General features: G+C 69.8%; 25 protein-coding genes and 1 pseudogene. 16 read left to right on the forward strand and 10 right to left on the reverse strand.

The window, feature by feature from the left end:
• Positions 1-64: 64 nt before the first annotated feature.
• On the reverse strand, positions 65-1,264 hold the full coding sequence (locus LT965_RS05875; protein WP_232703087.1) for a DUF7096 domain-containing protein: 1,200 nt from the start codon (positions 1,262-1,264) through the stop codon (positions 65-67).
• Positions 1,265-1,368: 104 nt separating this feature from the next.
• On the opposite strand from LT965_RS05875, the gene LT965_RS05880 reads away from it, so the two are divergent.
• The 3 genes and pseudogenes from LT965_RS05880 (at position 1,369) to LT965_RS05890 (ending at position 4,279) form a co-directional block, all read left to right on the forward strand.
• Complete coding sequence (locus LT965_RS05880) at positions 1,369-2,451, forward strand: DUF7345 domain-containing protein (protein WP_232703088.1); 1,083 nt, start codon at positions 1,369-1,371, stop codon at positions 2,449-2,451.
• Between the two features lie 63 nt (positions 2,452-2,514).
• Positions 2,515-3,314, forward strand: a pseudogene (locus tag LT965_RS05885) (electron transfer flavoprotein subunit beta/FixA family protein).
• Positions 3,311-4,279, forward strand: a complete 969-nt coding sequence (locus LT965_RS05890; RefSeq protein WP_232703089.1) for an electron transfer flavoprotein subunit alpha/FixB family protein — start codon at positions 3,311-3,313, stop codon at positions 4,277-4,279. The pseudogene LT965_RS05885 and the gene LT965_RS05890 overlap by 4 nt, the downstream one beginning before the upstream one ends.
• 175 nt (positions 4,280-4,454) lie before the next feature.
• On the opposite strand, the gene LT965_RS05895 is transcribed toward LT965_RS05890, so the two are convergent.
• Entirely contained in the window at positions 4,455-5,636 is a 1,182-nt protein-coding gene (locus tag LT965_RS05895) for an acyl-CoA thioesterase/bile acid-CoA:amino acid N-acyltransferase family protein (RefSeq protein ID WP_232703090.1), read from the reverse strand.
• Positions 5,637-5,828: 192 nt separating this feature from the next.
• Entirely contained in the window at positions 5,829-6,638 is an 810-nt protein-coding gene (locus LT965_RS05900; RefSeq protein WP_232703091.1) for a DNA polymerase sliding clamp, read from the reverse strand.
• 188 nt (positions 6,639-6,826) lie between these two features.
• Here LT965_RS05900 and LT965_RS05905 point away from each other — a divergent pair, with 188 nt between their 5' ends.
• Together LT965_RS05905 and LT965_RS05910 are read left to right on the forward strand one after the other, a co-directional pair.
• Entirely contained in the window at positions 6,827-7,393 is a 567-nt protein-coding gene (locus tag LT965_RS05905) for a DUF8102 family protein (RefSeq protein ID WP_232703092.1), read from the forward strand.
• 99 nt (positions 7,394-7,492) lie between these two features.
• Positions 7,493-8,335: a polyprenyl synthetase family protein gene (locus LT965_RS05910; RefSeq protein ID WP_232703093.1), complete on the forward strand. Its 843-nt coding sequence runs from the start codon at positions 7,493-7,495 to the stop codon at positions 8,333-8,335.
• A 4-nt stretch (positions 8,336-8,339) separates the two neighbouring features.
• Here LT965_RS05910 and LT965_RS05915 read toward each other — a convergent pair whose 3' ends face one another.
• Entirely contained in the window at positions 8,340-9,425 is a 1,086-nt protein-coding gene (locus LT965_RS05915) for a DUF373 family protein (protein WP_232703094.1), read from the reverse strand.
• 140 nt (positions 9,426-9,565) lie between these two features.
• Between LT965_RS05915 and LT965_RS05920 the strand changes: the two genes are divergently transcribed.
• From LT965_RS05920 to LT965_RS05935, 4 genes are all read left to right on the forward strand, one after another.
• A complete protein-coding gene (locus tag LT965_RS05920; RefSeq protein ID WP_232703095.1) occupies positions 9,566-9,940 on the forward strand; it encodes an SPW repeat domain-containing protein in 375 nt (124 codons plus the stop codon).
• A 64-nt stretch (positions 9,941-10,004) separates the two neighbouring features.
• Complete coding sequence (locus LT965_RS05925) at positions 10,005-10,256, forward strand: hypothetical protein (protein WP_232703096.1); 252 nt, start codon at positions 10,005-10,007, stop codon at positions 10,254-10,256.
• Between the two features lie 170 nt (positions 10,257-10,426).
• Positions 10,427-11,422 carry a radical SAM protein gene (locus LT965_RS05930; protein WP_232703097.1) on the forward strand — a complete coding sequence of 332 codons (996 nt, stop codon included), beginning with the start codon at positions 10,427-10,429 and terminating at the stop codon, positions 11,420-11,422.
• A gap of 158 nt (positions 11,423-11,580) precedes the next feature.
• On the forward strand, positions 11,581-12,144 hold the full coding sequence (locus LT965_RS05935) for an OsmC family protein (protein WP_232703098.1): 564 nt from the start codon (positions 11,581-11,583) through the stop codon (positions 12,142-12,144).
• Positions 12,145-12,160: 16 nt separating this feature from the next.
• On the opposite strand, the gene LT965_RS05940 is transcribed toward LT965_RS05935, so the two are convergent.
• Both LT965_RS05940 and LT965_RS05945 read right to left on the reverse strand, forming a co-directional pair.
• Positions 12,161-13,507 (reverse strand): FAD-dependent oxidoreductase, encoded by a 1,347-nt coding sequence (locus tag LT965_RS05940; protein WP_232703099.1) that lies wholly within the window; start codon positions 13,505-13,507, stop codon positions 12,161-12,163.
• A 58-nt stretch (positions 13,508-13,565) separates the two neighbouring features.
• Positions 13,566-15,851, reverse strand: a complete 2,286-nt coding sequence (locus tag LT965_RS05945) for a DUF2298 domain-containing protein (RefSeq protein WP_232703100.1) — start codon at positions 15,849-15,851, stop codon at positions 13,566-13,568.
• Positions 15,852-16,022: 171 nt separating this feature from the next.
• Here LT965_RS05945 and LT965_RS05950 point away from each other — a divergent pair, with 171 nt between their 5' ends.
• A complete protein-coding gene (locus LT965_RS05950; RefSeq protein WP_232703101.1) occupies positions 16,023-16,475 on the forward strand; it encodes a TRAM domain-containing protein in 453 nt (150 codons plus the stop codon).
• On the opposite strand, the gene LT965_RS05955 is transcribed toward LT965_RS05950, so the two are convergent.
• Positions 16,472-18,547, reverse strand: coding sequence for a glycoside hydrolase family 18 protein (locus LT965_RS05955; protein ID WP_232703102.1), 2,076 nt, complete (start codon positions 18,545-18,547; stop codon positions 16,472-16,474). The genes LT965_RS05950 and LT965_RS05955 overlap by 4 nt on opposite strands.
• 115 nt (positions 18,548-18,662) lie before the next feature.
• Between LT965_RS05955 and LT965_RS05960 the strand changes: the two genes are divergently transcribed.
• A complete protein-coding gene (locus LT965_RS05960) occupies positions 18,663-19,142 on the forward strand; it encodes a Tfx family DNA-binding protein (RefSeq protein ID WP_232703103.1) in 480 nt (159 codons plus the stop codon).
• 58 nt (positions 19,143-19,200) lie between these two features.
• Positions 19,201-19,860: a Dph6-related ATP pyrophosphatase gene (locus LT965_RS05965; protein WP_232703104.1), complete on the forward strand. Its 660-nt coding sequence runs from the start codon at positions 19,201-19,203 to the stop codon at positions 19,858-19,860.
• Here LT965_RS05965 and LT965_RS05970 read toward each other — a convergent pair.
• Positions 19,852-20,844 carry a mannose-1-phosphate guanylyltransferase gene (locus tag LT965_RS05970; protein ID WP_232703105.1) on the reverse strand — a complete coding sequence of 331 codons (993 nt, stop codon included), beginning with the start codon at positions 20,842-20,844 and terminating at the stop codon, positions 19,852-19,854. The two genes, LT965_RS05965 and LT965_RS05970, sit on opposite strands and share 9 nt — an antisense overlap.
• Positions 20,845-21,021: 177 nt before the next feature.
• On the opposite strand from LT965_RS05970, the gene LT965_RS05975 reads away from it, so the two are divergent.
• The 3 genes from LT965_RS05975 (at position 21,022) to LT965_RS05985 (ending at position 23,026) form a co-directional block, all read left to right on the forward strand.
• Positions 21,022-21,954 (forward strand): replication factor A, encoded by a 933-nt coding sequence (locus tag LT965_RS05975; RefSeq protein ID WP_232703106.1) that lies wholly within the window; start codon positions 21,022-21,024, stop codon positions 21,952-21,954.
• 1 nt (position 21,955) lies between these two features.
• A complete protein-coding gene (locus tag LT965_RS05980; protein ID WP_232703107.1) occupies positions 21,956-22,546 on the forward strand; it encodes an RPA family protein in 591 nt (196 codons plus the stop codon).
• Positions 22,547-22,621: 75 nt separating this feature from the next.
• Positions 22,622-23,026: a DUF8146 domain-containing protein gene (locus tag LT965_RS05985; RefSeq protein WP_232703108.1), complete on the forward strand. Its 405-nt coding sequence runs from the start codon at positions 22,622-22,624 to the stop codon at positions 23,024-23,026.
• A 17-nt stretch (positions 23,027-23,043) separates the two neighbouring features.
• Here LT965_RS05985 and LT965_RS05990 read toward each other — a convergent pair whose 3' ends face one another.
• The gene (locus LT965_RS05990; protein WP_232703109.1) at positions 23,044-23,226 is read right to left on the reverse strand and encodes a hypothetical protein; all 183 of its coding nucleotides are present in this window, start codon (positions 23,224-23,226) and stop codon (positions 23,044-23,046) included.
• A 249-nt stretch (positions 23,227-23,475) separates the two neighbouring features.
• On the opposite strand from LT965_RS05990, the gene LT965_RS05995 reads away from it, so the two are divergent.
• Positions 23,476-24,741 (forward strand): aminoacyl--tRNA ligase-related protein, encoded by a 1,266-nt coding sequence (locus LT965_RS05995; RefSeq protein ID WP_232703110.1) that lies wholly within the window; start codon positions 23,476-23,478, stop codon positions 24,739-24,741.
• Here LT965_RS05995 and LT965_RS06000 read toward each other — a convergent pair.
• Positions 24,731-25,183: a DUF5814 domain-containing protein gene (locus LT965_RS06000; RefSeq protein WP_232703111.1), complete on the reverse strand. Its 453-nt coding sequence runs from the start codon at positions 25,181-25,183 to the stop codon at positions 24,731-24,733. The genes LT965_RS05995 and LT965_RS06000 overlap by 11 nt on opposite strands.
• Positions 25,184-25,185: the final 2 nt, after the last annotated feature.

Consider the following 25,185-nt stretch of genomic DNA (forward strand, 5'->3'; position numbering starts at 1 on the left):
ATCGAGGCCACTGGGAGCCAGTGGGCCACTCGGGGTCAGTCTGGCGTGGCGGCCGGATGAGCCGTTACGGCGCGGGTCGCGCCGTCACGTTCACTTCGAGTTCGACGTCCTCGAAGGTCGCCGCCACCGCGTACTCGCCGGCGGGGCTAAGCAGCCACAGCTTGCCGTCGGGGCCGGTAGAGCCGACCTCCGTTCCGTTCAGGGCGACCGTCGCGTCGACGGGCGCACCGGTCGAGTTCTCGACCCTGACCTGCACGGGGCCACCCGTGTACGTCCGCGAGACGAGCATCGTGGTGTTGTTCGCCGACGCGGTCGCCTCGACGTCGACCGGGTGCTGCGAGAGGGACTTCCACTGGCGTTCGACGAAGACCCGCTCGGTCGTCGGGTCGATGTACGCCACGAGGCGGCCGTGCGTGTGGTCGACGCTCGACTCGAAGGCGTAGCCCCGGAGGAGTCGGGTCGACGGTCCGCCGGAGTTGTTCCAGACCCACGGGTAGAACTCCTGGACGATGCCCCGGACGTCGGGGACGCTGTTCGCGACCTCGGGGTCGAGGTTCCCCGGCCGGTAGGTCTCCCGGACGTACTGGCCGTCGATCGTCGAGAGCATCACGCCGTCTCCCACGGCGACGTGGACCCGGAGGCTGTCCCGGTCGCCGGTGACGACGTCGGCGACGCGGTCGCGAACGGGGCCTTGGACGGTCGCGAGCTGTGCGCGGAGGTGGCTGATTCGCGTCCGGGTAGCGTCGTCGATGATCGCGTACGCGTACAGCGTCTCGTCGGTCGTCGGGCGGCCGAGGTAGTTGCGCAGACTCTCGGCTTCGGCGTGGATCACGCCCAGCTGCGTGACGTACTCCCGGGCGCTACTTTCGCCGGCGGCGAACGCCGCACGGGCGTTCTGCTCGCGTTCGCGGAGCGAGGCGACGCGCTCTGCCGCCCACGTGGTGGCGTTGTCGAGGATAGCGCGCTTGGCGGCCTGGCTCTCGGCCGCGTCGAGGCGCTCCGAGACGGTCTCGATCCGGAGCGACGCGTCGAAGTCGTCGTAGCCGGCGTCGAGCGAGTCGGTCACCGACGCGTTCGGCGACTGGAACTGGGCGGCGTCGGCGTTCGTCAACAGTAGCACCCGAGTGGTGTTCTCGGAGACGCCGACGACCGGGTCGTCGCCGGGTTCGACGGGGGCCGTGACGGCCCCGCCGGCGGCGAGGGTGGCTGCCGCGCCAGCGACGACGAGGAGGAGCGCGGCGAGTAGCGGGGGGACGCGGGACATAGGGTGGCGTTCGTGGCGCCGGGTCAAAAACGATGCGGACGTGGCGGCGTTGAATTAACGTGGATGGAAAGGACTTTGCCCGAGCGGGGTGGACGCAAGGACGTATGCGACAGGCCGCCCTCCTCGTCGCCCTCGTCTGTGTTGTCGCCGTGCCGGTGGCCGGTGCGGTGGGAGCGACGGGTGGACAGTCGGCGGTCCAGCAGGACGACCTGGTGACGAACGGGACGGAGATCTCGATCCACCTCCAGCCGAACGGGGACGCCCGCTGGAACGTCTCCGCGAGGTACGAGCTGGACGACGAGAACGACACGGCGGCGTTCGGCCGCGTCGCCGAGCGATTCAAGGCCGGCGAGACGGACAACGGCTTCTCTATCGGCGTGTTCCGGGCGGCCGCGCCACAGGTGAGCGAGCAGGTCGGTCGCGAGATGGAGATCCGGGACGACCACCGGACCGCGACCCAGATCGACAACGCGAACAACTCCACGGGCGTGCTCACCCTCCAGTTCACGTGGACGAACTTCACCCAGGTGGACAACGAGACGCTGGTCGTGGACTCGTTCGCGGGGTCGTGGTTCGGCGACCTCCGCGGGGGCCAGACGCTCACGATCCGGCCGCCCGAGGGGTACGACACACAGAGCGTCCAGCCGGCACACAGCACGGTCGGCGGCGCCTACCAGTGGGTCGGCCCACAGGCGTTCGAGGACGGTGAGCCGGTCGCCGAGTTCGCGGTCGCGGGGTCGGGTAACAGCTTCACCTTCGACAGCGTGACGATGGTGCTGCTTGGCGTCGGAGGGGCCGTCGTGCTACTCGGCGGTATCGTGGCGTGGACGTACGTCCGACGGCAACCTCCGTGGTCCGACACCGGGGACGACGAGCTGCCGGCGAGTGGCGAGGAGGCGGCGGCCGGCGCAACAGCGGGCGCAGCCGGCTCGGGTACCACGAGCGGCGACGGCGGGGACGCCGCCATCGACCCCGAGCTACTGAGCGACGAGGAGCGCGTCGAGCGCCTGCTCCGCGAGCACGGTGGCCGGATGAAGCAGTCGAAGATCGTCGAGGAGACGCGGTGGTCGACGGCGAAGGTCTCGCAGTTGCTGTCAGCGATGGACGACGAGGGGCGCATCGAGAAGCTCCGCATCGGCCGGGAGAACCTCATCTCGCTGCCGGGCGAGGGCGTCAACGACGAGTAAACCCGTCGCGTCGCCCCGACGGTTCCGAAAACGTTTACGTCCGTCCTACCGATTCACGGAGTGATGAAGGTTCTCGTCACCGTCAAGGAGGTGGCTACCGTCGAGGACGACTTCGAGATCGCCGGCACCGAGATCGACAGTACGTACCTCGACTACGACCTCAACGAGTGGGACGACTACGCCGTCGAGGAGGGCGTACAGCTGGCCGAGGCCGGCGACGACGTTGAAGTCGTCGCGGTCACCATCGGCCCGGAGCGCTCCGAGGAGACCATCCGGATGGCGCTCGCGAAGGGGCGGACCGCGCGGTCCGCGTCTGGGACGACGCCATCGCGGACGTGGAACTGCTCGACGTGGAGACGAAGGCCCGTCTGCTCGGCGCGGTCGTCGAGGCCGAGGAGCCCGACGTCGTGCTGTCGGGCGTGCAGGCCAACGACGACAGCTTCGGCGCGACCGGCGTCGCGCTCGCCGAACAGGTCGGGTTCCAGTGGGCGGCGGTCGTGAACGCCCTCGACACCGAGAAGGTGCTCGAGGAGGGCGTCGCGTCCGTCCGCCGCGAACTGGAGGGTGGCGTCGAGGAACTCACAGACGTCGAGCTCCCGGCCGTGCTCACCATCCAGACCGGTATCAACGAGCCGCGGTACGCCAGCCTGCGGGGCATCCGGCAGGCCCAGTCCAAGGAGATCGACCCCCAGAGCCTCGACGACCTCGGCCTCGACGCGAGCGCCGTCGAGAGCAGCTTCGACGTCACCGCGATGTACGAACCCGAGAGCGAGAGCGACGCCCAGTACCTCGAGGGCGACGCCGGCGAGCAGGCCGCGAAGCTCGCTGACGTCCTCCGCGAGAAGGGGGTGGTCGGCGAATGACCGTCCTGGCCGTCGCCGACCACCGCCGCGGCGAACTGCGCGACGTGAGCTTCGAACTGCTGACCGCGGGCCGCGAACTCGCCGACGCCGCCGACACGGAGCTCCACGTCGCCGTGGTCTCCGGCGAGACCGAGACGTTCGCCGACGAGTTGAACCGCGAGGGCGTCGACGCCGTCCACACCGTCGACTACGGCGAGGAGTTCAACCACGACGTGTACGCGCAGGCCGTCACCGCGCTCACGGAGGACCTCGACGCGGAGTTCCTGCTCGTCCCGAACAGCGTCAACGGCCTCGACTACGCGCCCGCCGTGGCGACGCGACTCGACCGCCCGTACGCCTCCGATGCGGTCGGCCTCGCCTACGACGGCACGCTCGAGGTCACCCGCGAGATGTACGGCTCGAAGGTCGAGACCACCGTCGACGTCACCGAGGGCCCCTACGTGGTGTCCATCCGGAGCGGCGAGTGGCCGCCCGCGGAGGGCGTCGGCGAGGCCGAGATCTCGGCGTTCGACTTCGCACCCGACGAGGACGCCATCGGCTCGACCGTGCGCGGCTTCGAGGAGGTCGGCGGCGGCGACGTCGACATCAGCGACGCGGACTTCCTCGTCTCCATCGGCCGCGGCATCGAGGAGGAGGAGAACCTCCCGCTCGTCGAGGCGCTGGTCGAGGCGACCGGCGCGACGCTCTCCTCCTCGCGGCCCATCGTGGACAACGAGTGGCTCCCGAAGAACCGGCAGGTCGGCCAGTCCGGCAAGCACGTCACGCCCGACGTCTACCTCGCCATCGGCATCTCGGGCGCCGTCCAGCACGTCGCCGGGATGAAGGGCGCCGAGACGATCATCGCCATCAACACGGACCCGAACGCGCCCATCTTCGACATCGCTGACTACGGCGTCGTCGGCGACCTCTTCGAGGTCGTCCCGGCACTCATCGAGGAGTTCGGCGGCGAACCACCGAGCGTCTGAGGGTAGTCTGCGGCCGGAGGCCGCGGTTCACTCGCCGGAACGCAGTGACGGCGAGGGGTTTTTAGTCCAGATTTTTGCGAGGAGTGGTCGCCGCAGGCGACCCGACGAGTAAAAAGGTGGTTGACCGGAGTTCGGCGGCGAACCGCCGAGCGTCTGAGACAGCAGACGGTCCTTCTTACTCGCGCAGTCCCGTTTCGAGACAGTCCAGCACCGCCGGCCAGGCGTCTTCGCCCGCTCTGGCGGTGGCTCGCTGGCGCGTCTCGTCGCCGAACCCGCCGAGCGGCGCGTACGGCGTGCCGATCAGGTGGCCGACGTCGTCGTAGGTACGATGCTCGAAGTCGTGCGGGAACTCGTGTTCGCGGAGACGGTCGGCGACGGCCTCGGAGAGCCGCCGGGAGTTCCACACCTGGTCGTCGCCGCCGGAGAGCAGGAGAACCGGGCCATCGGTCTCCTCGACGGCGGGCGTCACGTCGGCGACCGGTTCCTCGTCGAGGTCCTCGAAGCGCGGCGCCTCCTCGGCGGTGAGGTGGGGGACCACCTCGCCGTCGTCGAGCCAGGCGGGGTCGTCGCGCGGGGTGTCCCAGGGGACGCTCCCCGAGTAGGAGACGACGGCGCCGACCCAGTCGCGGCGGGCGCCGAGGAGGAGCGCGAGTTCGGCGCCGCGGGAGACGCCGACGCCGCCGAACTGCTCGCCCGCGACCGCGTCCTGGTCGCGGAGCCAGTCGGCGGCGTCGTCGACGTACGACAGTGGGACGTTCGCGAGTTCGTCGGGGAGCGCGTCGTGCTCGCCGGCGTAGTGGAGTGCGAGCGTGGCGAACCCCTCGGTCGCGAGGCGGCGAGCGCCGTCGTCGGACAGCCTGCCGGCGGAGCCGTGGAGGTCGACGACGCCGGGGTGTGGGCCGTCGCCCGGCGGGCAGTAGAGCGTGCCGGCGACGCCGTCGCGGTCGACGTCGCGTGCGGTGACGTCGTCGCTCCACCGGACGCGCGTGACGGTGCGGGTGGCGCTGTCGTCTTCGGTCGCGGCGTGGAGGTCGACCGTGTAGCTGGGGCCGCCGAGTGCCGGGAAGCGAACGTCCTCGTCGTCGGGCCGCATCGACCAGAGCCACGCCATCGGTTCGGCGCCGGACCAGGTGCCGGCGTCGGGGGCGTCGGTCGCGAGGTCGACGACGCCGTCGTCGTCGCTGGTGAGCGTCGCCGTAGAGCGCCACTCGACGCCGTCTTCGGCGGTGAGTGTAGCGTCGAAGTCGACGGTCGCGTTCGGTGGTGCGCCGGTGACGCGGATGGGCGTCGGTTCGTCGTTGGGAGCGCGGTCGGGTGCGTCGATGGCGAGCGTGCCGGAGTTGTCGTCTGTTGTCATGAGGGAGTCGTGACTGTTCGGTCTGCGAACCGTACGTCGGCGGGTATCGGCCGACTCGTGGCTGGTGAGTCGGGAACAGTTGCTACTGGAGAATCGGCAAAGAGAGTTGTGGTTTCGATTAAGTTTACTGCTTGCTTACATATTCGCAGGGCTGCGGGTTAACGTTTTTCCAGAGAACGTTGACACGTCTCGTCAGTTCACCGTCATCCGCGGCGAGACGACGAAGGTGACAGTGCCGTCACCGTCGGCGATGTCGAACGCCGCCTCGACGGGCGCCTCCTCGCCGAAGCGCAGGCGAACAGGGCGGTCGGTGGGGACGGCGCGGTTCACCGACGCGAGGTAGTCCAGCGAGAACAGCGAGTGTGCGGGGCCGGCGTCGAACGCCGCGCAGTCCTCGCTCGGGAACTCGACTTCGATGGAGTCGGTGTCGCCCTCCGCTCGGACGTAGAGCGCGTCGTCCTCGACGCCGAGCGCGAGGTAGTCCGCGACCATCTCGGCGGCGTCGACGGCGCGAGCGAACCCCGCGCCGGGGAGCGTAGCCGACGCCGTGTACTGGTCCGCGAGGTCGACGCGGTCCGGTGGCGAGCGGATGGCGTCGGGGTCGACGAGCGCGAGCGTGTAGGCGAGTTCGCCGACGCGGACGTGGAGCATCCTGGTCTCGGCGTCGAACGCGAGGCGCACGGCCTGCCCGCTGTCGGCGATGCCGACGACGTCGCGGAGGCGGTCGAGGGCGATTCCGAGCCGGAGGTCGGTATCCGCCGCGTCGTACGCCTCGAAGGCGTCGGCGTCGAGGGACAGCGACACCATGCCGACGGTCGCCGGATCCATCGCGTCGACCGCGATGCCGTCGTCCTCGGTGCGGACGACACACTCGTCGACGAGGACCGAGAGGGCGTCGAGGGTGGTGCCGAGCGTGTCCGCGGAGACGACGGCGGAGAACGCGGGGTCGGTGGGCGTCTGCGAGTCGGTCGAGGAAGCGCGTGTGGCCGTGTTCTGGGTCATGGTCCGTGGGTCCGCGCTCCGGGGCGTGCGCTCCGACGAGCGGTCGGTCCCGGCGAACGCGTCTGTCCAGAGACACTCCCAGACCGTCCTTAAGCGTTATCTAGGAAATCGACAACGAATCGCCATCGATAATCCGAAGTGAGTTATCTTTATATCCCTCTTCCACAGTTCGTAATCCGTATCAAGTTATGTCCGGTTCCAGCGAGCGCGGGCGCGGCGTCCTCACCGAGGCCGACCGCGCGTTCCTCCGCGGCGACCGAGCACTGTCGAGCGTGCAGGCCGAGCGGAACGCCCGGGCGCGCATTCGGGATCGAGTGTACGACGCGCTGCTGGACTTCGAGGTGCTCGTCGAACACCTCGCGGCCCGCGACGTCCAACTCGTCTTCGGGAAGCGCGCCGACGAGGCGGACGGCGCGGAGGCCTTCGACGCGTTCGTCTCGACGCTCGCGTTCCTCTACGGCGGCGTCGACCACACCGACCTCGACTTCGAGACGGTGCTCCGGGAGGGTGTGAACCTCGCGGAGGCGACCGAGGACCGCGGCGCGACCGTCGACTTCGACGTGACCTACCACGCCCTCGACGTCGACCACCTCCGGGAGAAACTCGACGACGGCGAGTCGCTGTCGCTGACCGAGATCGCGTACCTCTACGAGTCCGACGACGTGAGTCCGGAGGAACTCGCCGAACTCGTCGGGGAGTCGCGGGCCGCGGACGTCGACGACGGCCGCGTCCAGTCGAAAGTGACCGAGTTCTGAGCGAAGTTCTGTCCCGTGGTAGCCGACGCGGCGTCCGCTGGCCGCGCTCGCGGGCGAATCCCGTCATATATTTCCGCGCGAGTCCCCGAGAGGCGGGTAATGGAGTACGTGGAGGCGCGGCGCGCGGCCATCGAGGAGCGCCTCGAGGAGACCGTCGCCGCGGTCGAGCCCCCGGAACTCGGCGCGGAACTCGAACACGTCGTGCTGGCGGGCGGGAAGCGCGTCCGGCCGACGCTCACGGTGCTCGTCTGTGAGGCCGCGGGCGGCGATGGCGAGGACGCCCTGGACTTCGCGGTCGGCGTCGAACTCGTCCACAACGCCTCGCTGGTCGTCGACGACATCATCGACCAGTCGGACGTCCGCCGCGGCGAGCCGAGCGCGTGGGCGGCCTTCGACTACGGCCCCGCCATCGTCGCGTCGAACGGCCTGCTCGGGGAGGCGTTCGCGCTGTTCTCGCGGGACCCCCGGGCGATGGAGTGTGTCACCGACGCGCTCGTCGACCTCGGCGAGGGCGAGGCCATCGAACTCGTCGACCGGCCGGAGACCGAGGCCGAGTACATGGAACTCGCGCGCCGGAAGACGGGGGCGCTGTTCCGCGCCGCTGCTGAGCTCGGTGCCATCGCGGCGAACGCCGACGGCCGCACGATAGAGGCGCTGGGCGAGTACGCCGAGCGCGTCGGCGTCGCGTTCCAGATCCGGGACGACGTGCTGGACGCGACGGCCACCCCCGAGGACCTGGGGAAGCCGGCGGGCATCGACGAGGCGATGGACCGCCCGAGCATCGTGCGCGTCACCGACCGCTCACCCGCGGAACTGAACGCGCTCGCGGAGGCCGAGGCCGAGCGCGCGATGGGAGCCCTCGACAGCCTCGACCTCCCCTCGGGCGAGGCCTACGACTACCTGGAGTACCTCGCGGAGTTCGTCGTCTCCCGGGAGACCTGACGCCTCAGGCCGCCTCGGGGTTGCCACGCCACGACTCGACGACGGCGAACGTCAGCGTCGAGAGCACGCTTACCAGCGTCCCCGCCGTCAGTACGGCGGCGAGTTCCGTCAGCGTGACGTAGTCGAGGAAGAACGCCGACAGCATGTGGAGCACCGCAGCTATCGAGAGCACGTAGAACGGTGCGTTGAGGTAGCGCCAGCGGAAACGGTCCGCGAGGTACTCGTCGGTGACCTGGCCGAGACTCGTCGTGAGGCCCGCGGCCGCGAACCACCGGACGGCGCCGAACGTGAGCGCGGCGAGCACCGTCGACGGCGCGATCGGTCCGTCCGCGGCGCGACGCACCTCCTCTAACTGGTTCATGCCCTCGACACCGCCGATGACGAGCAGCGCCGCCGCGACGACGTACGTGATGAGCGTGACGCGGCCCGTGTACAGCCCCGAGCGCACGCGCTCGACGGTCTCGTCCACCGTCGATTCGAGGCCCAGCCCCCGGAACAGGACGTAGAGCCCGAACACCGCCGAGGAGACGCCGAGCACCGCCCCCGGCAACCCGAGCAGGTCCGCGAGCACCGCGAGCGGGTAGATGAGCAGTAACACCCCCAGCGGGACGAGGATGGTCCCCCGCGTCTCGGGGTCGTTCATCACCTGCTTCAGCGTGTAGTACATCGACTCGAGGTCCTGGGCCTGGCGCACGACGACGCGCTTGACTGCGTCGATGGGTACCCGCGAGCGGATGACCGGGACCACGGACTCGTCCTGGGCGCCGTCGGTGACGACGACCGCGCGCACGGGTTCGTCGGTGCGGATGGTGGCCAGCACTTCGTCGACTTCGCGACCGACCTTCCGGTTGGCGGCGACGTCCCCGCGTTCGAGGCCAGTGACGGCCGCGACTTCGACCGTCTCGTCGGTGCTGTACTGGTCGTGGAGGTGGACACCCTCGAAGAGGACATTCACGTCGCTGTCCTCGGGGTCGGCCTCCGCGAGCGAGACCGCGGCGTGTTCGACCTCGTTGCGGCCGACTACGGGCGTCGGCACTCCCGTCTTGCGCCCGAGGTCGTCGTCGAGGTCGACACACAACACCAGCAGCATCTGTCCGCCGCTACGCGACAGCGGTATATCTGTTTTCGGGAGTCGCCAGTTTTCGGCGTCGAGCGGCGCGCTCTCCGGCGGTCGGTTCCCGCGAAGGCCTTAACTCTCCGGGAGGCGTACCACTGTACTGGTGACAGAGAATGGCAACCCAACAGCGACTGCTATCCGGTGCGACCGCACTGCTCGGGGCGTGGATCCTCGCCTCCGCGTTCGTCTACGAGCTCGGTGACAGCCACTACCTGAACAACATCGTCGTCGGCGCGGCCATCGCCGCGCTCGGGGCGTACGCGCTCTGGCGCGCGGTGACGCGGGACGACCGGCGGTACGCCCTCGGACTGGCGGCCCTCCTCGGCCTCTGGATGATCGCCGTGCCGTTCGTGCTGGACGCGGCGACGGCGCCGTCCTGGAGCGACATCGTCTCGGGCCTGCTGGTGTTCGCACTCGCCGGCTACGACGCCTACCGGTCCGGGCGCCGGGCGCCGACGACGCGCACCGAACAGGAACCGGCCCGGTAACACCAACCTACCCGTATTTTCGCTCGCCGTAACGGTCATAACCGTCGAGTCCTCGGTGTACTGTGTGACGCGAGCCGAACCGTCGTTCCGGGAGATGTTCCGCGCGTTCCCACAGCGGACGCTGGTGCTCTCCGTCGTCCCCGTCCTCGTTGCCGTTCTGCAGTCCGTGAACGTCGTCGTCCACGACCTCCCCGTGCTGTACGGCTCGGGGTTCGCCGTGGTACTGCTGGGCTGTTCGGCGGTGTTGACTCGCCAGCAGCTCGCCGCGTTCCGGACGCGGACCCTCGAGGACGAGTGGCTGGACCGGACGAAGTAGGACGGGGTTGTCCGCGTGGTGACGTTCGTACGCCGGCGTTACCCCGAGGTAGCGGGTGCAGACGCGACAGTTCCCGCCCCCGATTCGAGGGTGGAACGGTTTCGCAGTGCCGTCCGTCGCGGCCTTTCGCACGCTTTTTGAGTCTCCGCGGAGTACGACTGTTCCAACGAATGATCTCCAAGGGCTGTGAGCAGTGCGCGGAAGGGGGGAAGATGGTCCTCTTCGTCTACGGCTACTGCGACCAGCGCGACTGCTTCTACTGCCCGCTGGGGGAGAACCGGAAGAACGTCCGGCAGGTGTACGCCAACGAGCGCCCCGTCGAGGAGGACGCGGACGTGATTCGCGAGGCGAAGGCGATGGACGCCCTCGGGACCTCCATCACCGGCGGCGAGCCACAGGAGGCGATGAACAAGACCTGCCGGTACCTCCGCCTCCTCAAAGAGGAGTTCGGCGAGGACCACCACACCCACCTCTACACGGGCATCACGGGCGGCCGCGAGAACATGCGGCGCCTGAGCGAGGCGGGCCTCGACGAGATCCGGTTCCACCCGCCGTACGAGCAGTGGGGGGACCTCCACGGCACCGAGTGGGAGGAGATCCTCTACGTCGCCCGCGAGGAGGGACTCACGCCCGCCTTCGAGATCCCCGGCATCCGCGCCGAGGAGGAGTTCCTCGAGTTCCTCGACGAGGGCGCCGCGGACTTTTGCAACGTCAACGAGTTCGAGATGAGCGACGGGAACTACGAGCGCATGCAGGAGGAGGGATACGAACTCCAGGAGGACCACATGAGCGCCGTCGACGGGTCGAAGGCGGCCATCCTCGAGGAGATGGGCGACCACGAGCGCGTCTACTTCTGCACGAGCGTGTTCAAGGACGCCGCGCAGCACCGCTCGCGCCTGAAGCGGATGGCCCGGAACGTCCGCCGGGAGTTCGACGAGGTGACCGAGGACGGCACGCTCGTCTACGGGAAGACGACGGTCAGCCCCGACCGCATCGCGAACCTCGGCGTCCCCGAGGAGTTCTACACGGTGAAGACGAACCACGTCGAGGTGGCGTGGTGGCTCCTTGAGGAGATGGTCGAGAACGGCGACATCGACGACGGGGAGATCGTCGAGCAGTACCCAACCTACGACGGCCAAGTCGTCGAGCGGACGCCGCTGGCGTAGCGGGTTCTGGTGCAGGGTTTCGCGGCGAGAGTTCCACAACTCGTCAGAAACGGGTACGCTCGGGAGCAGAATCCGGTCCGGAACGGCGCGCAAGCGGACACGAACCGCTAGTATCGTTTTATCGCCTCTTCGAGCGTCTGTAGTAGTGGTGATTGAGAATGTCAACCACGGACAGAGTGATGGTGAACGGTGTCGACGTCTCCGCCCTCGAGGGGGCCGTCGAGACGATTAGCAACGACCACGACGTGGGTTCGTTCGCGTTCCGGGCCGAGACGGAGTGGCAGGACGCCCTCCGGAGCGTGACCACGATCGACGAGTTCGACCAGGCGGGCGAGACCGTCCACACCCGGGAGTTCACGCTCCAGGGTGACGAGCCAGAGCAGATCCTCGGCGAGCGGATGGGACCGAACGCCGTCGAACTCCTGCTCGGCGCGCTCGGCTCCTGCCTGACCGTCGGCTACGCGGCCAACGCCGCCGCGATGGGAATCGAGCTCGAGGACCTGCGCTTCGAGATGGAGGGCGATGTCGACCTCCGCGGGTTCCTCGGCATCGACGAGGACGTCCGCCCCGGCTACGAGTCGGTCAGTTGCACGGTGCACGTCGACGCCGACGCCACCGAGGAGCAACTCCAGGAGCTGCACGACCGCGTCGAATCCACCTCCCCGCTCGTGGACGCGATCAGGAACGAGGTCGCACTCGACACCCACCTCGTCGTCGAGTGAACACCCCCTTCTTCTCTCAGCCAGTCGGACGGAGCACTCGCCACAGCACGCTCGGCCGGAGCAGCGACGTCGGTGGGTCCTCCATCGTGAGGACCCGGCCGTACGCAGACGCGACCTCGCCGTCCGAGTGGGCGGTCCGGACGAGTCTCGAGCGGTAGCGGTCAAACAGGTCGGTGCCCCGGGGTCTCTCGCCCTCGGTCTGGGGGAACGCGAAGTCCGCGCCGACGGCCAGCAGCCACGCGCCGTCGACGACGTCGGCGGCCCGGCCGAAGAACCGGCGCGGGAGGTCCCGGGTGCCCTCCGCGGCGAGCGCGTGGTGGAGCTGGAGCGCCTCCAGCGCGGCGACGGACATCCCCTGGCCGTAGACCGGGTTGAAGCTGGCGAGAGCGTCGCCGACCACGACGAGGCCGTCCGGGAACCGGTCGAGCGACTCGTAGCGGCGGCGCTGGTTCGACGGGAACGGGTACTGCGCGATTTCCGTCGAGCGCCACTCCCGGTCGTCGAGGAGCGCCGCGAGTTCGGGGACGGGGAGGCTGGCGGCGAACTCCCGGAACCCCTCGGGGTCTGTCGGCGGGTCGTCGCCGTGGACGCCCTGCATCGTGACGAGCCAGCGGCCGTCCTCCACGGGGAACGCGCCGCCGCCCCGAGTGCGTGGTGGCGACGGCGGGACGAAGACGGTTCGACGGTCGCCCGGCGGTCGGTCGACGACCGCGGTGCTGTAGGTCACGTCGACGGTGACGGCGTCGACCGGCGGGGCCTCGTAGCCGTGGCCGGCCAGCCAGTCGGGCGTTCGACTGGTCCGCCCCGTCGCGTCGACGACGAGGTCCGCGCGGAGGTCCGCGCGCGTCCCGTCGTCGCCGTCGCGGACGACCACGCCCTCGACGGCGGCCGCGTCGTCGGTCGCGAGGTAGTCGACGAACCGGCAGTTCCGGTGGACGACGACCGCGTCGCGCTCGGTGACTCGGTCGCGGAGCGTCCGCTCGAACAGCGGTCGGCTGGCGGCGTACATCGACCGGCGGCGGGGGCCGTCCGCGAGGAAGCCACCGCCCTCGTAGTGGTGGAGGTCGGTCGTCCAGTCGACGAGCAGGCCGCCCGCCGACAGCAGCGCCTCGCCGTAGCCGGGGAGGAGGTCCGCGATGGTCGCGCGCCCGGCCTCGAGGAGGACGTGTGGCTGTCGGGACTGTGGGGCGCCGCGTCGCTCGTCGTCGAGGGAGTCGCGCTCGACGACCGTGACGCGGTCGTAGCTATCGGCGAGCACGCGCGCCGCGAGCAGTCCCGCCACGCTCGCACCCACGACCACCGCGTGCCCGCCGAGGTCTGGCGCGCGGTCGGGGTCGTACCGGGGGAGCGTGGAGAGCGTCATCGGCTGTACGCTCGGAGAACGACGGTCGGTCCACGTAGTGGTGTCGCTTCCGCGGGCGTCAGTCCGAGTAACAGGTGAGGTCCGTCGCCGCGCAGGCCGCCTCCGCGTCGACGCGGTAGATGGTCACCGCGTCGTTCCGGAACACTTCTTCGACGCCGGGGCCGCCGAAGGTGGCGTCCGGGTAGCGCTCGCGCTCGACGGGGCCGTAGTAGACGTACTGGACGTCGTACTTGTCGTACAGTAGCGCCTGCGTCGCGCGGTCGCCGGCGTAGAGGAACCCGACGTCGTTCGCGCGCTCCTCGTAGGCGCCCTCGGGGCGGTACCCCTTCTCGTGTTCCCAGCCGACGACGGTCGGGATGCCGGTGAACACCGACGGCGCGCTCACCCACGTGTAGATGGGTTCGCCGACAGCCGTCACCATCGCCGGCTGGCCGTCGACGTTCGCGCGGAGCCACCTGAACGCCTCGGCCTCCTGGGGGTGGTAGGTCTCGACGAACTGCGTGGCGTCGAGGGTGCCGTCCGCCGGTTCGCGGACGGGGTCGCCGAAGTGGTCCGACAGCGCGAGCGCGGGGAACGTCACCGCCGAGAGGACGACGAGCACGGCGACGGCGGCGCCCGCGGCGTCGGCCGCCGAGAACCGGGTGGTGGCGCCGCGGAGGCGCCCGGTGACGGGTTCGAGGAGCGCGGCGGCGGCGACGCCCGCACCCAGTCCCCAGAGCACCGAAATCTGCATCGAGACCTTGTAGACGGTGTTCCAGCGGATGGCGTTCGGGTCGTGGGGCCACACCTTCGCGTACGCCAGTTCGATGGCGACGAGGAGGCCGACGCCTGCGGCGGCGAGCACGGCGGCGAACCCCGCGTGGTCCGTGCGTCGGAGGTACCACGCGCCGGCCAGCAGGGGGAGCAGGACGGCGACGGAGGCCGCGTCGAGCAACAGGCCCACGACGGTGACGGCGACCCAGCCGACGGTCGCGAGCGCCGTGCGGCGACCTGTGAGGCGGGCGCTACGGGCGAGGTAGGCGGCGAAGACGGCGACGAACGCGCCCCACGCGAGCAGGTAGGGCGCGAGCGGACTGCGCGGCGGGAGCCAGCCGACGCCGTCGTTCGGCGGCGCCTGGAACAGCAGGAACGGCGAGGCGAGCGCGGCGCCGCCGAGTGCGACCAGTACGCCGGCGACGACGGCGAGCGCGTACCGCGACAGTTCGCCGCCCGGGCCGGTCGTCGGCACCCGGTCGCGGAACCGTGCGGGCAGCGAGGCTGCCGGGTGCGCGGTGGCGAGCGCGACGGCGAGGAAGCCGACGCCCGCGGCCGTCGGGAGACTCCACGTGCTCGTGATGGCGAGCGCGCCGGCGAACACCGGGAGAGCGCCGAACAGGAGCGTGACGCGGCGCCGACGGTCGGTCGCGCGCCACCCCGCGAACGCGACGGCGACGGCGGGCAGCAGGAATGTCGGCGCGAGGACGTGGGCGTGGAGGTCGCCGTTGAGGTACGACCAGAACGGGTTGACGACGATGGTGTCCGGGACGACGTAGCGGCCGATCCAGTAGTTCCACGGTCCGAGCGTGGTGGCCTCGCGGAACGCGTCCTCGGTCGGTGCGCGGATGCCGGCGACGAGGAACCGCCCCCACTCGGTGACCAGCGACTCCGGGAAGAACCCGGCGAGTACGCGGAGCGGCGTGGCGAGGAAGCCGCCGAGGCAGACGAACAGGACACCGAGCGTCCCCGCGAGCGAGCGGGAGCGTCCGCGGTCGTCCGCGATGGCCGCGGCGAGACCGTAGGCGCCGGACGCGAGCGCGGCGTAGAACGTCGCCAGGCCGAGGTTGTAGGCGTACTGCGGGGCGACACCGACGGCGTCGGCGAACGCGGCGACCGAGAGGATGCCGCCGTAGTAGTAGCGCACCGGGCGACCGGCGAACCAGATGTCCGGCGGCGGCAGGCGGTCGGCGAGCGTCATCGAACGCAGCAGTCCGAAGTCGAGGAACTTCTCGCCCGCCGCGGCGTGGGCGGCCGGGTCGACGGCGCGCACCGCGACGAAGAACGCGAACGCCAGGACGAAGACGGCGAGCGGTGTGGCGACCGTACGCGGGTCCGGCAGGTCGGCGCCGCGTGCGGCGATGGCGCCCGCAGCGAAGACGGCGAGGATACAGAGCGCGGCGACTGCCGTCCCCCAGCGGACGTGGCCGACCCAGTAGGCGAGCAACGCGAGGAGGGCGAAGGCGACGCCCGGCGCGAGCGCGGCGCCGCGGTCGGGGAACCCGGCGAACAGGCGCGCACAGATGGGGACCGCGGCCGCGGCGAACGCGAGCGTCGTGAGTAGCCAGTAGGCGGCGGTGACGTACTCCATTCAGCTATTTTTCCGGTCGTATCGGGTATGTGTTTTCTGGCACGGGTCGACGATGGAAGCCGATTCGCGGGGGTCGCTCGTCGGGTCGCCGCCTCGTCGAGTGCGACCCGGACAGCGGTGTTCACGACCACGTGCCGCAAGGGTTTAGGCTGCCGGCCAGCTATCGCCTCTATGGCAGACTGCCCACTCGCCGACGAATGCCCCAGTTTCCAGGAACAGATCGAGGGGATGGGGTGCCAGCACTACGGAGACCGCGGGGGGATGGAGTGGTGCAACCACTACAGCCAGCCCATCTCGGACCTGAAGACCGCGCCCGTGGTGCACGGCGAGGAGGTCGTCGTCGAGGTCGACGACATGCACGAGAGCGGCGCCGGCGTCGGTCGGCAGGCCGACAGCGGGTTCATCGTGATGGTCGACGGCGTGCTGCCGCCGGCCCGCGTCCGCGTCGAGATCTCGGAGGTGAAGTCGAACTACGCCCGTGCCGACCTCATCGAGAAGCTCCCCGAGGAACCCGACGACGAGGAGGGCGAGGAGGCCGAGGCCGACGGCGAGGACGACGAGGACGACTCCGACGGCGTGGAACGCCAGCGCCTCGGCAGTCGGGACAACTTCTGGGGCAACTAGCGGAACTCCTCCATCGAGAGGTCGTCGGTGAGGCGCAGGGCGCCGTCTACTAACGTCGGCATCGGGTCGATTCGGAGGTAGCGTTCGAGTTCTTCGCGAGTGATGTTCGTCGACCGTTCGGTCGCCGCCAGGAGACGGTTGTCGGCGGTCGTGTGGTTCGGCGTCACGAACGCGCCGAGACCGTTAGCTCCGTACGGGTAGTCGTGGGTCGTTAACGGGAACGGAGCGTCCTCTCCCGCGAAGTCCGCCGTGTCGAAGTCGTAGAACACCGGGGCGCCGGACAACGCCGCTCGCAACGCCAGCACGCTACTCCCGAGAATCGTGTACCGACTCGTGTCCAATCCGGCGTCCTCGAGGACGTCCAGGACGGCGTACATCGGGAACCCCGCGTCGAGGAGCATCGCTGCCTGTCGCCCGAATCTGCTGGCGTTCGCGTCGAGGACGTCGTCGACGGTGACGATACCCGCGACGCTCCCGGCGGTCAGGAGCGCGTACCCCTGCTCGTAGGAGCGACAGCCGTTGAGGAAGAACGCGCTGACGCCCGTCCCGACGAGCGTCCGGACGTCGAGCTGGCCGTCCGGGCACACCATCCCGCTGTCCGTGACGTGGCCGACGAAGTGCAGGAAGTCGGTGTCCTCGTGTAGCGCCTCGCGGAGTTCCCCGGTCGTCAGCGAGTGGGAGGTCCGGACCGTTGTCTCCGCGGTCGGGTGGAAGCCGTAGGGCGTCTCGTCCGGGTCGTCGATGCGAGCGTCGTTGTAGACGACGTGGACGTCGAGGGGGTCGGTGCCACTCGGCCAGTCGAGGGCGCGGCGGAACGACCCGAGCGTCGGGTTCGCGGCGTCGACCGCGAAGCCGTCTGCGGCCCACACGTGTCCGGGCGTGCCGGGGTCGTCGGGGACCACGACGCCCGTGGACTGCGACGACGCGTCGGCGACCGAGGGGGCTCGAACGTCGCTGGCGTCCGGCGCGGAGAGCGCGTCCGGACTCGGCGAGAGTGTCGCCTGCTCGACGGGCGGCGGCGGGCTACGGACGATGGCGAGTTCGTTCACCACGTAGGGGAGCACGGAGGCGTACGCCGGGTCGGGGGCGACGTCGGCGGTGACATGCCAGTCCACCAGCCCCTCGGTGGCGGACCGCGGAACGTCGAGGTAGGCGGCGGTCCGCTCGTCGAGCGGTGACTCGAAGAGCGCCTCGTAGTCGATCGTGACGCGCTCGTCGAGGGTGTCCGCCTGCGTGCTGCGGAACGGGTAGCGGCCGGTCGACCTGACGACGCCGTCGAGCGTGAAGACGTGTTCGAGGCAGTCCCGCACGTCGGCGACGAACGCGTCCGGGTCGAACTCGTGGACGTGGCCGGCCGCCCGGAGTGTTGGCTCGGTCCCGGATTCGACGGTCGCGCCGAGGTAGTACGCGAGCGGCGCCACCGTGTAGATCGGGCCGTACTCCGGCGGCACTTCGAGCGTGACGCCGGTGTCTGGTGGTGCGACCGCGTCGGGAACGTCCAGGTCGATGCCGCGTTCGATCTCGGGTGGGTGGCCCCGTAGCGTCGGCCACGAGCGGTCCGGCGTGTGGGTCTTGAGCGCCGACCCGAACGTGGAGACGGCGCGCATCAGGTCGCGGGGGTCGTCGGTCGTGGTGACGGTCGCTGCGGGCCGCTCGTGGTGGGAGCGCACGCCGACGACCAGGCGAGTGGCGGGCGCGACGTCGAGGTAGAGGTGGTCGTCGGTGTACCGCGCGGCGACGCTGGCCCCACACACCTTCACGTACGTCTTCGCGACGGGCGGCGAGACGTCGACCTCGTAGGTGCCACGGTCGAGCACCTCGACGGTGTCCGGGGACTCCGTCCGGTGGACCACCTCGCCGTCGGCGAGGAACTCCGCGGTCCCGAACTGTGGCAGGTGGAGTGTCTCGGCCTCGATGGCCACGGCCGCGTCGACCGGCACCCCGAACTCGTCGGGTGACGCAGGGCTCGGGTCGACGTGGCGGTCGGTCCGCAGGACGAACTGCTCCCCCTCGGCGGCGTCCCGGATCGCGAGCGCGTCGCCGTCGCCGAGTGGTTCGATTTCGATCGTCACGTCGTGTCTCGCCCAGTGCCCGGCGCCCGGTGCATGCTCGCACGTCGCCGCGTTTCAGCAAAAACGTTCTGCCCTCGGCCCCGGGGTTTTTGCCGAGCGGCGACGAGCAACGGGTATGGACGGGGAGGTTCCGGACGCGGACGCGGTGCTGGCACGGGTCGGCTTCGACGCCGACGAGAGCGTGCTGACGCGACGGCAGGCGGAGGTGCTGGCGCTCCGGGAACGGGGCGCCTCGCAGGCGGCGATCGCCGACAGCCTCGGGACGTCGCGGGCGAACATCTCGAAGGTGGAGTCCAGCGCCCGCGAGAACGTCCGGAAGGCTCGCGAGACGGTGGCGTTCGCGGAGGCGCTGGGCGCGCCGGTCCACGTCGAGATCGAACCTGGGACGGACCTCTACGACGTGCCGGACGCGGTGTACGCGGCGGCCGACGACGCCGACGTGAAGGTGCCGCTGTCGGCGCCCGAGGTGATGAAGCGCGTGAGCGACGTCGACGAGGACGCGGTGACCGACCGCGAGGTCCACAGCCACCTGCTGGTCACGGTCACCGCCAACGACGAACTCCGCGTGCGGGTCGGCCCCGACGAAGCGCCTTAGGCCGCCGCCCGCCGAGAGTGGGTATGGCACTCGTACGCGACGGGGAGTGCAGTTGGCGATGATCGCCGTCTCGTGGAGCGGCGGGAAGGACTGCGCGGTGGCCCTCCGGGAACTGCGCGCGGACCCCGACGTGGTCGTCGCGGGACTCCTGACGACCGTCCGCGAGGACGTCCAGCGCTCCTCGATGCACGGCGTGCGCCGCGAGCACCACGAGGCGCAGGCCGACGCCCTCGGCCTGCCGCTCCGCGTCGTCGAACTGCCGGCAGACGTCGGCAACGACGAGTACGAGGCGAGGATGCGGACTGCCCACGACGCGATGGCCAGCGACGGCGTCGAGCGCGTGGTGTTCGCGGACCTGTTCCTGGCGGACGTCCGCGCCTACCGCGAGGCGAACCTCGCCGACACCCCGCTAGATGGGTGCTGGCCGCTGTGGGGCCGCGACACGACCGACCTGGCCCGCGAGTTTGCTGAGGACTTCGACGCGGTCGTGGTCTGCGTGGACGACGACGCACTCGACGCCTCGTTCGTCGGCCGGACCTTCGACCGCGCGTTCCTCGCGGACCTCCCAGGCGACGTCGACCCCTGTGGCGAGCACGGGGAGTTCCACACGTTCGTCCGGGACGGCCCGGGGTTCGACGAGCCAGTCGCGGTCGAACCGACCGACTGCGTCACGAAGACGGTCGGCGACGGGACGTTCCACTACTGTGAGCTAAAATAGCCCGTCCGCGCGGAGTTCGGCGACGACTTCGCGGACGCGCTGGGCGTCGTCTATCGGCACGACCAGCACGCGGTCGTCGAACGCCGCGACGACAAGGTCGTCTGCGCCGACGACGGAGACGTGTTTGTCGTCGCTGGCGAGCACGTTCCCCGACGCGTCGATGGTCAGTGAATCGCCCATCGTGGCGTTCTCGCCGTCGAGCAGGCGGGCGAGCGCGTCCCACGCGCCGACGTCGTCCCAGTCGAAGGCCGCGGGGACGACGCGCACGTCCGCTGCGCGCTCCAGCACTGCGTAGTCGACGCTCACGGGGTCGACAGCGTCGAACGCCGCGTCGGGGTCGCCCGATTCGAGCGATTCGACCACCGGTTCGAGCGGCCCGTCGCGGGCGGCGGCGAGGAACGCTTCTGGCGTCCACGCGAACATCCCCGCGTTCCAGAGACAGCCCCGGTCGAGCAGGCGCTCGGCGGTTGCTTCGTCCGGTTTCTCCCGGAACTGCTCGACGGCGAAGTGGTCGCCCTGGTCCGCCCCCGGTTCGACGTAGCCGTAGCCCGTCGCCGGTCGGTCGGGTTCGACGCCCAGCGTGACGAGCGTGCCGGTGCGTGCGGCGACGTCGACGGCCGTCTCGGCCGTCTCGCGGAAGCCGTCGCCGACGACGTGGTCGCTCGGGAGACAGAGCATCGCCGCGTCGGATGCCCGTTTTCGGACCTCCTGGGCGGCGTAGGCGAGCGCCGGCCCCGTGTCCCGGCCCGCGGGTTCGACGAGGACCGTCGCCTCCGGAACCTCCTCGCGGACGCGGTCGGCGTACGACTCGCGGGTGACGACGAAGATGTCGTCGGCGAACGCGGCGCGGTCGGCGGTCCGGCGGAGCAGACTCCGGTCGTCGTCGCCGAGCGCGAGGAACTGCTTCGGGCGGTGGCTGCGGCTCGCGGGGTAGAGCCGGGTGCCGGTGCCGCCGGCGAGCAGGACGGCCGCAGTCCGGGTCACGAACCGACGCCTCCGCGGGATTCGAAGGTCACGCCGGGACGTTCGCGGGCCCGGGTCAAAGGGCTGTCTCCAGCGCTCGCCACCTTCACTTTCACCCCGCTACCAAGGGATTAAATACGATAGGGAACCAACCCCGATACGTCTCCCATCGAAAACACGCGGAGACGGAATACGACCATGAGCGACCTTTCAGACACCGCTCAGGAGATCCACGACGAGTTCTCCGAGCACGTCGACGCCACAGTCGACGACGTAGAAGAACGGCTACAGACACTGGTTACCGAGTACAAAGTCCCGGTCGACGAGGCCCGGCGCTCCGTCGAGAACCACTACCTCGACGAGGCTGGCCTCGACCGCGACGACCTCGCCGGCGGGGGCGGCAACGAGACCGTCCAGGTCGAGGACGTCGACGAACCCGAGCAGTGGGTGGACCTCACCGCGAAGGTCGTCGAACTCTGGGAGCCACGTTCGGACTCCGTCGGGCAGGTCGGCCTGCTCGGTGACCCGACCGGCACCATCAAGTTCACGAAGTGGGCCAAGTCCGACCTCGCGAACCTCGAGGAGGGGAAGACCTACCGTCTCGGCAACGTCGTCACCGACGAGTACCAGGGACGGTACTCCGTGAAGCTGAACAAGACCACGTCCATCGAGGAGGTCGACGAGGAGTTCGAAGTCGGCGACAACGAGGACGAGGTCGAGGGCGCGCTGGTGGACATCCAGTCCGGCAGCGGCCTCATCAAGCGCTGCCCGAACGAGGACTGCACGCGCGTCCTCCAGAACGGCCGCTGTTCGGAACACGGCGAAGTCGAGGGCGAGTTCGACCTCCGCATCAAGGCCGTCCTCGACGACGGCCGCGACGTCCACGAGGTCATCTTCGACGAGGAGGCCACCGAGGCCCTCACGGGCATCGACCTCGAATCGGCCAAGCAGATGGCGAAGGACGCACTCGACACCACCGTCGTCGCCGACGAGATGCGCGACTCGGTGCTCGGGCGCTACTACCGCGTCACCGGCCCGACGTTCGGCCGGTACGTGCTCGCCAACGACACCGAGGAACTGGACGCGCCGGCCGACCCGGAGGCCGTGCTGATCAAAGCGAGGTCGATGTGAAATGAGCAACGCACCCACCCGCGAAGTCGCCCGCCGCGCCTTCGCCAGCGAGTTCAACGACGCCGAGTTCACGTTCAAGGAGTCCGACGACGAGCGCGCGCCGCTGTACGCGCTCCTGCCGACGGGAGAGCGCGCCAACCGCGTGTTCGTCGTCGGCACGCTCACCGAGACGGAGGACATCGGCGAGGACTCCGAGTACTGGCGGGGCCGCGTCGTCGACCCCACCGGGACGTTCTTCGTGTACGCCGGGCAGTACCAGCCGGACGCCGCGTCGGCGCTCCGCGAGCTGGAGACGCCGACGTACGTCGCCGTGGTCGGGAAGCCGCGGACCTTCGAGACGGACGACGGGTCCGTCAACGTCTCCCTCCGGCCCGAGTCCATCACGCCGGTGAGCGAGGCCACCCGCGACCGCTGGGTCGTGGAGACCGCCGAGCGCACGATGGAGCGACTCGAGGCCTTCGACGAGGAGGGCAACGAGTACGCCGAGCGCGCGAGAGCCGAGTACGGCGAGGACGTCTCCGAGTACCGGCAGGCCGTCCTCGGGGCCCTCGAGGACTTCGATGCGGAAGCGGAAGCAGCGCCGGACGCCTGATCGCCGCCCGACCGCCGGGCGTGCGAGCGTCTGACAAATCCTTATTACGCTTCGCTCGCATAGCGTAGTAGACAGATGGGGAACAAGAACAAGACCATCTCGTTCCGCGTGAACGAGGACACGTTCGACGCGCTCCGCGACATCGCGGAGGAGCGCGACCTCTCGCTGTCCGCGGTGTTCCGGGACTACGTCGACTCGCTCGTCGCCCACGACGGCAAGGTCCGGGTCGTACCCGAGAACCAGGCCGAACCGACGGATGGCGAGGAGTTCCCGCCGAGAGTCGAAGTCCCGAAGAGCTTCGTGCGCGAACACGAGCGCCTCGAACTCGAGGCCCAGCACCTGCGCGACCAGCTAGAGGAGCACAAGGCGTACGTCGACCACCTCCGCAGTCGGGTCGAGTCCGACGGCGACGTCGAGGAGGTCATCCAGCTCGAAGAGCTCGACGAACAGAACGACGACGAACCGTACCAACTGGGCTGAGGTCGCCGGGCGACCGGTCAGGCGAACACGGTCCTGTTTCTGGCCTTCAGCGCGACGAACGCGAGCAGCAGCGCTGCCGTGAGTCCGAGCAGCAGCGACACCCACCAGTTCTGTGGGGACGCGAGGTAGGCGCTGGTCGCGGCGGCCGTCGAGAGGAAGGCCGTCCCGAGAGCCATCACGGAGAACGTCTCGAACTCCATCGTCTACGGGTCTGGCAGCCACCGGTAAAACGTTGTCCAGTTGTCGATACGCTACCGGCAGGTTGGTTGTCAGTGTCACGGTCGGGGAACACTTTTGGGTCGCCGGCCGAGACGAACTGACGCGATGACGTCGAAACACCGAGGGTCGGAGACGGCCCGTGGACGCGTTCCGAGCGACGAATAGCCACTTCTCGACGACTGTAGACGCGATACCCGACAGCGACGGCGCCGCGAACGGGGGTGAGGTGCGTGCGGCGTAGCGAGGCGTTCCTCCCCACCAGTCGCGAGACCGTCGGCGCCGGCAGCGACGCGGCGAAACTGCTGGTCCGCGCGGGGCTGGTACGGCCCTTCGGGAGCGGGCTCTGGGGCGTCTCGCCCGCCGGCCAGCGCGTCCGCGAGAAACTGATCGCACGAATTCGCGCGGGGATGGACGCGATCGGCGGGCAGGCCGTCAGCCTCCCCGGCCTCCAGTACCGCGAGCGCTGGGCGCAGAGCGGCCGCTGGGGGAGTTTCGAGGGCGAGATGTTCACCCTCGAGAACCGCGACGGCCAGGCGATGTGTCTCGCGCCCAGCCACGAGGAGGGGATGGTCCACCTCGTCGACGGCCAGGTGCGCTCGCACGCCGACCTCCCCCTCCTGCTCTACCAGGTCGAGTCGAAGTTCCGCGACGACCACGCGCGCAACGGCCTCGTCCGCACGAAGGAGTTCACGATGAAGGACGCCTACAGCTTCCACGTCGACGAAACCGGCCTAGACGAGACGTACCGCGAGGTGCGCGCGGCCTACGACCGCATCCTCGCGGACGTCGGTCTCGACTTCGCCGTCGTGAGCGCGGACAACAGCGTGATGGGCGGCACGGCCTCCGAGGAGTTCGTCGCGCCCGTCGCCGACGGCAGCGACCGCCTCGTCTACTGTACGGTCGGCGACTGCCGGTTCGGCGTGACCGACGAACACGACGGCTTCGCCGCCCACGACTCGGGCGGGGAGTGCCCCGACTGTGGCGGTACGCTCGCGGAGAGCGACGGCATCGAGGTGGCCCACGTGTTCGAACTCGGCACGCGGTACTCCTCGGCAATGGACCTGACCGTCGACGACGCGTCGGGCGAGAGCCGGGACGTCGTGATGGGGAGCTACGGACTGGGCGTCGACCGCCTGCTCCAGACGCTCGTCCAGCAGCACGGCGGCGAGACGTGTGCGTGGCCCGTCACCGACTGGGGCTGCGTCGCCCCCTACCGCGCCGCCGTGATCCCCGTCGGCGACGGTGGGGTGCAGGACGTCGCCGAGGAGATATTCGAGGCCTGCGGCCGCGAGGACGTGTTGTTCTACGACGATCTCTCCGTCGGCGAGCGCTTCGCGGAGAGCGACCTGCTCGGGATTCCCGCGAAAGTGGTCGTCGGGAACACGTACCGCGAGGAGGGCGTCGTGGACCTGGAGACGAGCGAGGGGACCCGGCAGTTGGCGCCCGAGAACGTGGCCGACGCCGTCGAGCGGTTCGCCGCGGGCGCTACCGAGTGAGTTCGCGTTTCCGCTCGGTCGCGCGCTGGCGTTCGTCCTGCCGGCCGTCGACCTCCGAGAGGTCCTCGACGGCCTCGAGCGTTCGCACCGCGTCGTCGAGGAACGAGTAGAGGTCGCCGGGGTAGGCGTACACCATGTAGTCGTCGGTCATCACGTTCACCATCGACTCGGGGTCGAGGCCCTCCGCGCGCAACTCGAGGAGGTAGCGCACGAACTTCCGTTCGGGGTGGCCGCAGTACGGGTTCGACTGGCAGTCGCAGTCGAGGAAGTCCTGAGAGAAGTCCAGGACCTTGTCCCGGGTCGCCTCGTTCAGCTCCGAGAGGTCGCCGCTGAACAGCACGTCGAGGGTCGCGCCGCTGAACGCGCTCTTCGGGAACCGGGTGTCGAGCTGGGAGGCGATCTGCCGGTGGTTCTTGACGTAGATCTTGTCCGTGACGGCCACAG

Origin of the sequence: Halobacterium wangiae, assembly GCF_021249345.1 — an archaeon.
In the GTDB taxonomy this organism is placed as follows: domain Archaea; phylum Halobacteriota; class Halobacteria; order Halobacteriales; family Halobacteriaceae; genus Halobacterium; species Halobacterium wangiae.

What these genes read in the sequence shown, in the direction of transcription:
- LT965_RS05875 (WP_232703087.1), bottom strand. Translation starts at nt 1,264, where the DNA reads ATGTCCCGCGTCCCCCCGCTACTCGCCGCGCTCCTCCTCGTCGTCGCT.
- LT965_RS05880 (WP_232703088.1), top strand. Translation starts at nt 1,369, where the DNA reads ATGCGACAGGCCGCCCTCCTCGTCGCCCTCGTCTGTGTTGTCGCCGTG.
- LT965_RS05890 (WP_232703089.1), top strand. Translation starts at nt 3,311, where the DNA reads ATGACCGTCCTGGCCGTCGCCGACCACCGCCGCGGCGAACTGCGCGAC.
- LT965_RS05895 (WP_232703090.1), bottom strand. Translation starts at nt 5,636, where the DNA reads ATGACAACAGACGACAACTCCGGCACGCTCGCCATCGACGCACCCGAC.
- LT965_RS05900 (WP_232703091.1), bottom strand. Translation starts at nt 6,638, where the DNA reads ATGACCCAGAACACGGCCACACGCGCTTCCTCGACCGACTCGCAGACG.
- LT965_RS05905 (WP_232703092.1), top strand. Translation starts at nt 6,827, where the DNA reads ATGTCCGGTTCCAGCGAGCGCGGGCGCGGCGTCCTCACCGAGGCCGAC.
- LT965_RS05910 (WP_232703093.1), top strand. Translation starts at nt 7,493, where the DNA reads ATGGAGTACGTGGAGGCGCGGCGCGCGGCCATCGAGGAGCGCCTCGAG.
- LT965_RS05915 (WP_232703094.1), bottom strand. Translation starts at nt 9,425, where the DNA reads ATGCTGCTGGTGTTGTGTGTCGACCTCGACGACGACCTCGGGCGCAAG.
- LT965_RS05920 (WP_232703095.1), top strand. Translation starts at nt 9,566, where the DNA reads ATGGCAACCCAACAGCGACTGCTATCCGGTGCGACCGCACTGCTCGGG.
- LT965_RS05930 (WP_232703097.1), top strand. Translation starts at nt 10,427, where the DNA reads ATGATCTCCAAGGGCTGTGAGCAGTGCGCGGAAGGGGGGAAGATGGTC.
- LT965_RS05935 (WP_232703098.1), top strand. Translation starts at nt 11,581, where the DNA reads ATGTCAACCACGGACAGAGTGATGGTGAACGGTGTCGACGTCTCCGCC.
- LT965_RS05940 (WP_232703099.1), bottom strand. Translation starts at nt 13,507, where the DNA reads ATGACGCTCTCCACGCTCCCCCGGTACGACCCCGACCGCGCGCCAGAC.
- LT965_RS05945 (WP_232703100.1), bottom strand. Translation starts at nt 15,851, where the DNA reads ATGGAGTACGTCACCGCCGCCTACTGGCTACTCACGACGCTCGCGTTC.
- LT965_RS05950 (WP_232703101.1), top strand. Translation starts at nt 16,023, where the DNA reads ATGGCAGACTGCCCACTCGCCGACGAATGCCCCAGTTTCCAGGAACAG.
- LT965_RS05960 (WP_232703103.1), top strand. Translation starts at nt 18,663, where the DNA reads ATGGACGGGGAGGTTCCGGACGCGGACGCGGTGCTGGCACGGGTCGGC.
- LT965_RS05965 (WP_232703104.1), top strand. Translation starts at nt 19,201, where the DNA reads ATGATCGCCGTCTCGTGGAGCGGCGGGAAGGACTGCGCGGTGGCCCTC.
- LT965_RS05975 (WP_232703106.1), top strand. Translation starts at nt 21,022, where the DNA reads ATGAGCGACCTTTCAGACACCGCTCAGGAGATCCACGACGAGTTCTCC.
- LT965_RS05980 (WP_232703107.1), top strand. Translation starts at nt 21,956, where the DNA reads ATGAGCAACGCACCCACCCGCGAAGTCGCCCGCCGCGCCTTCGCCAGC.
- LT965_RS05985 (WP_232703108.1), top strand. Translation starts at nt 22,622, where the DNA reads ATGGGGAACAAGAACAAGACCATCTCGTTCCGCGTGAACGAGGACACG.
- LT965_RS05990 (WP_232703109.1), bottom strand. Translation starts at nt 23,226, where the DNA reads ATGGAGTTCGAGACGTTCTCCGTGATGGCTCTCGGGACGGCCTTCCTC.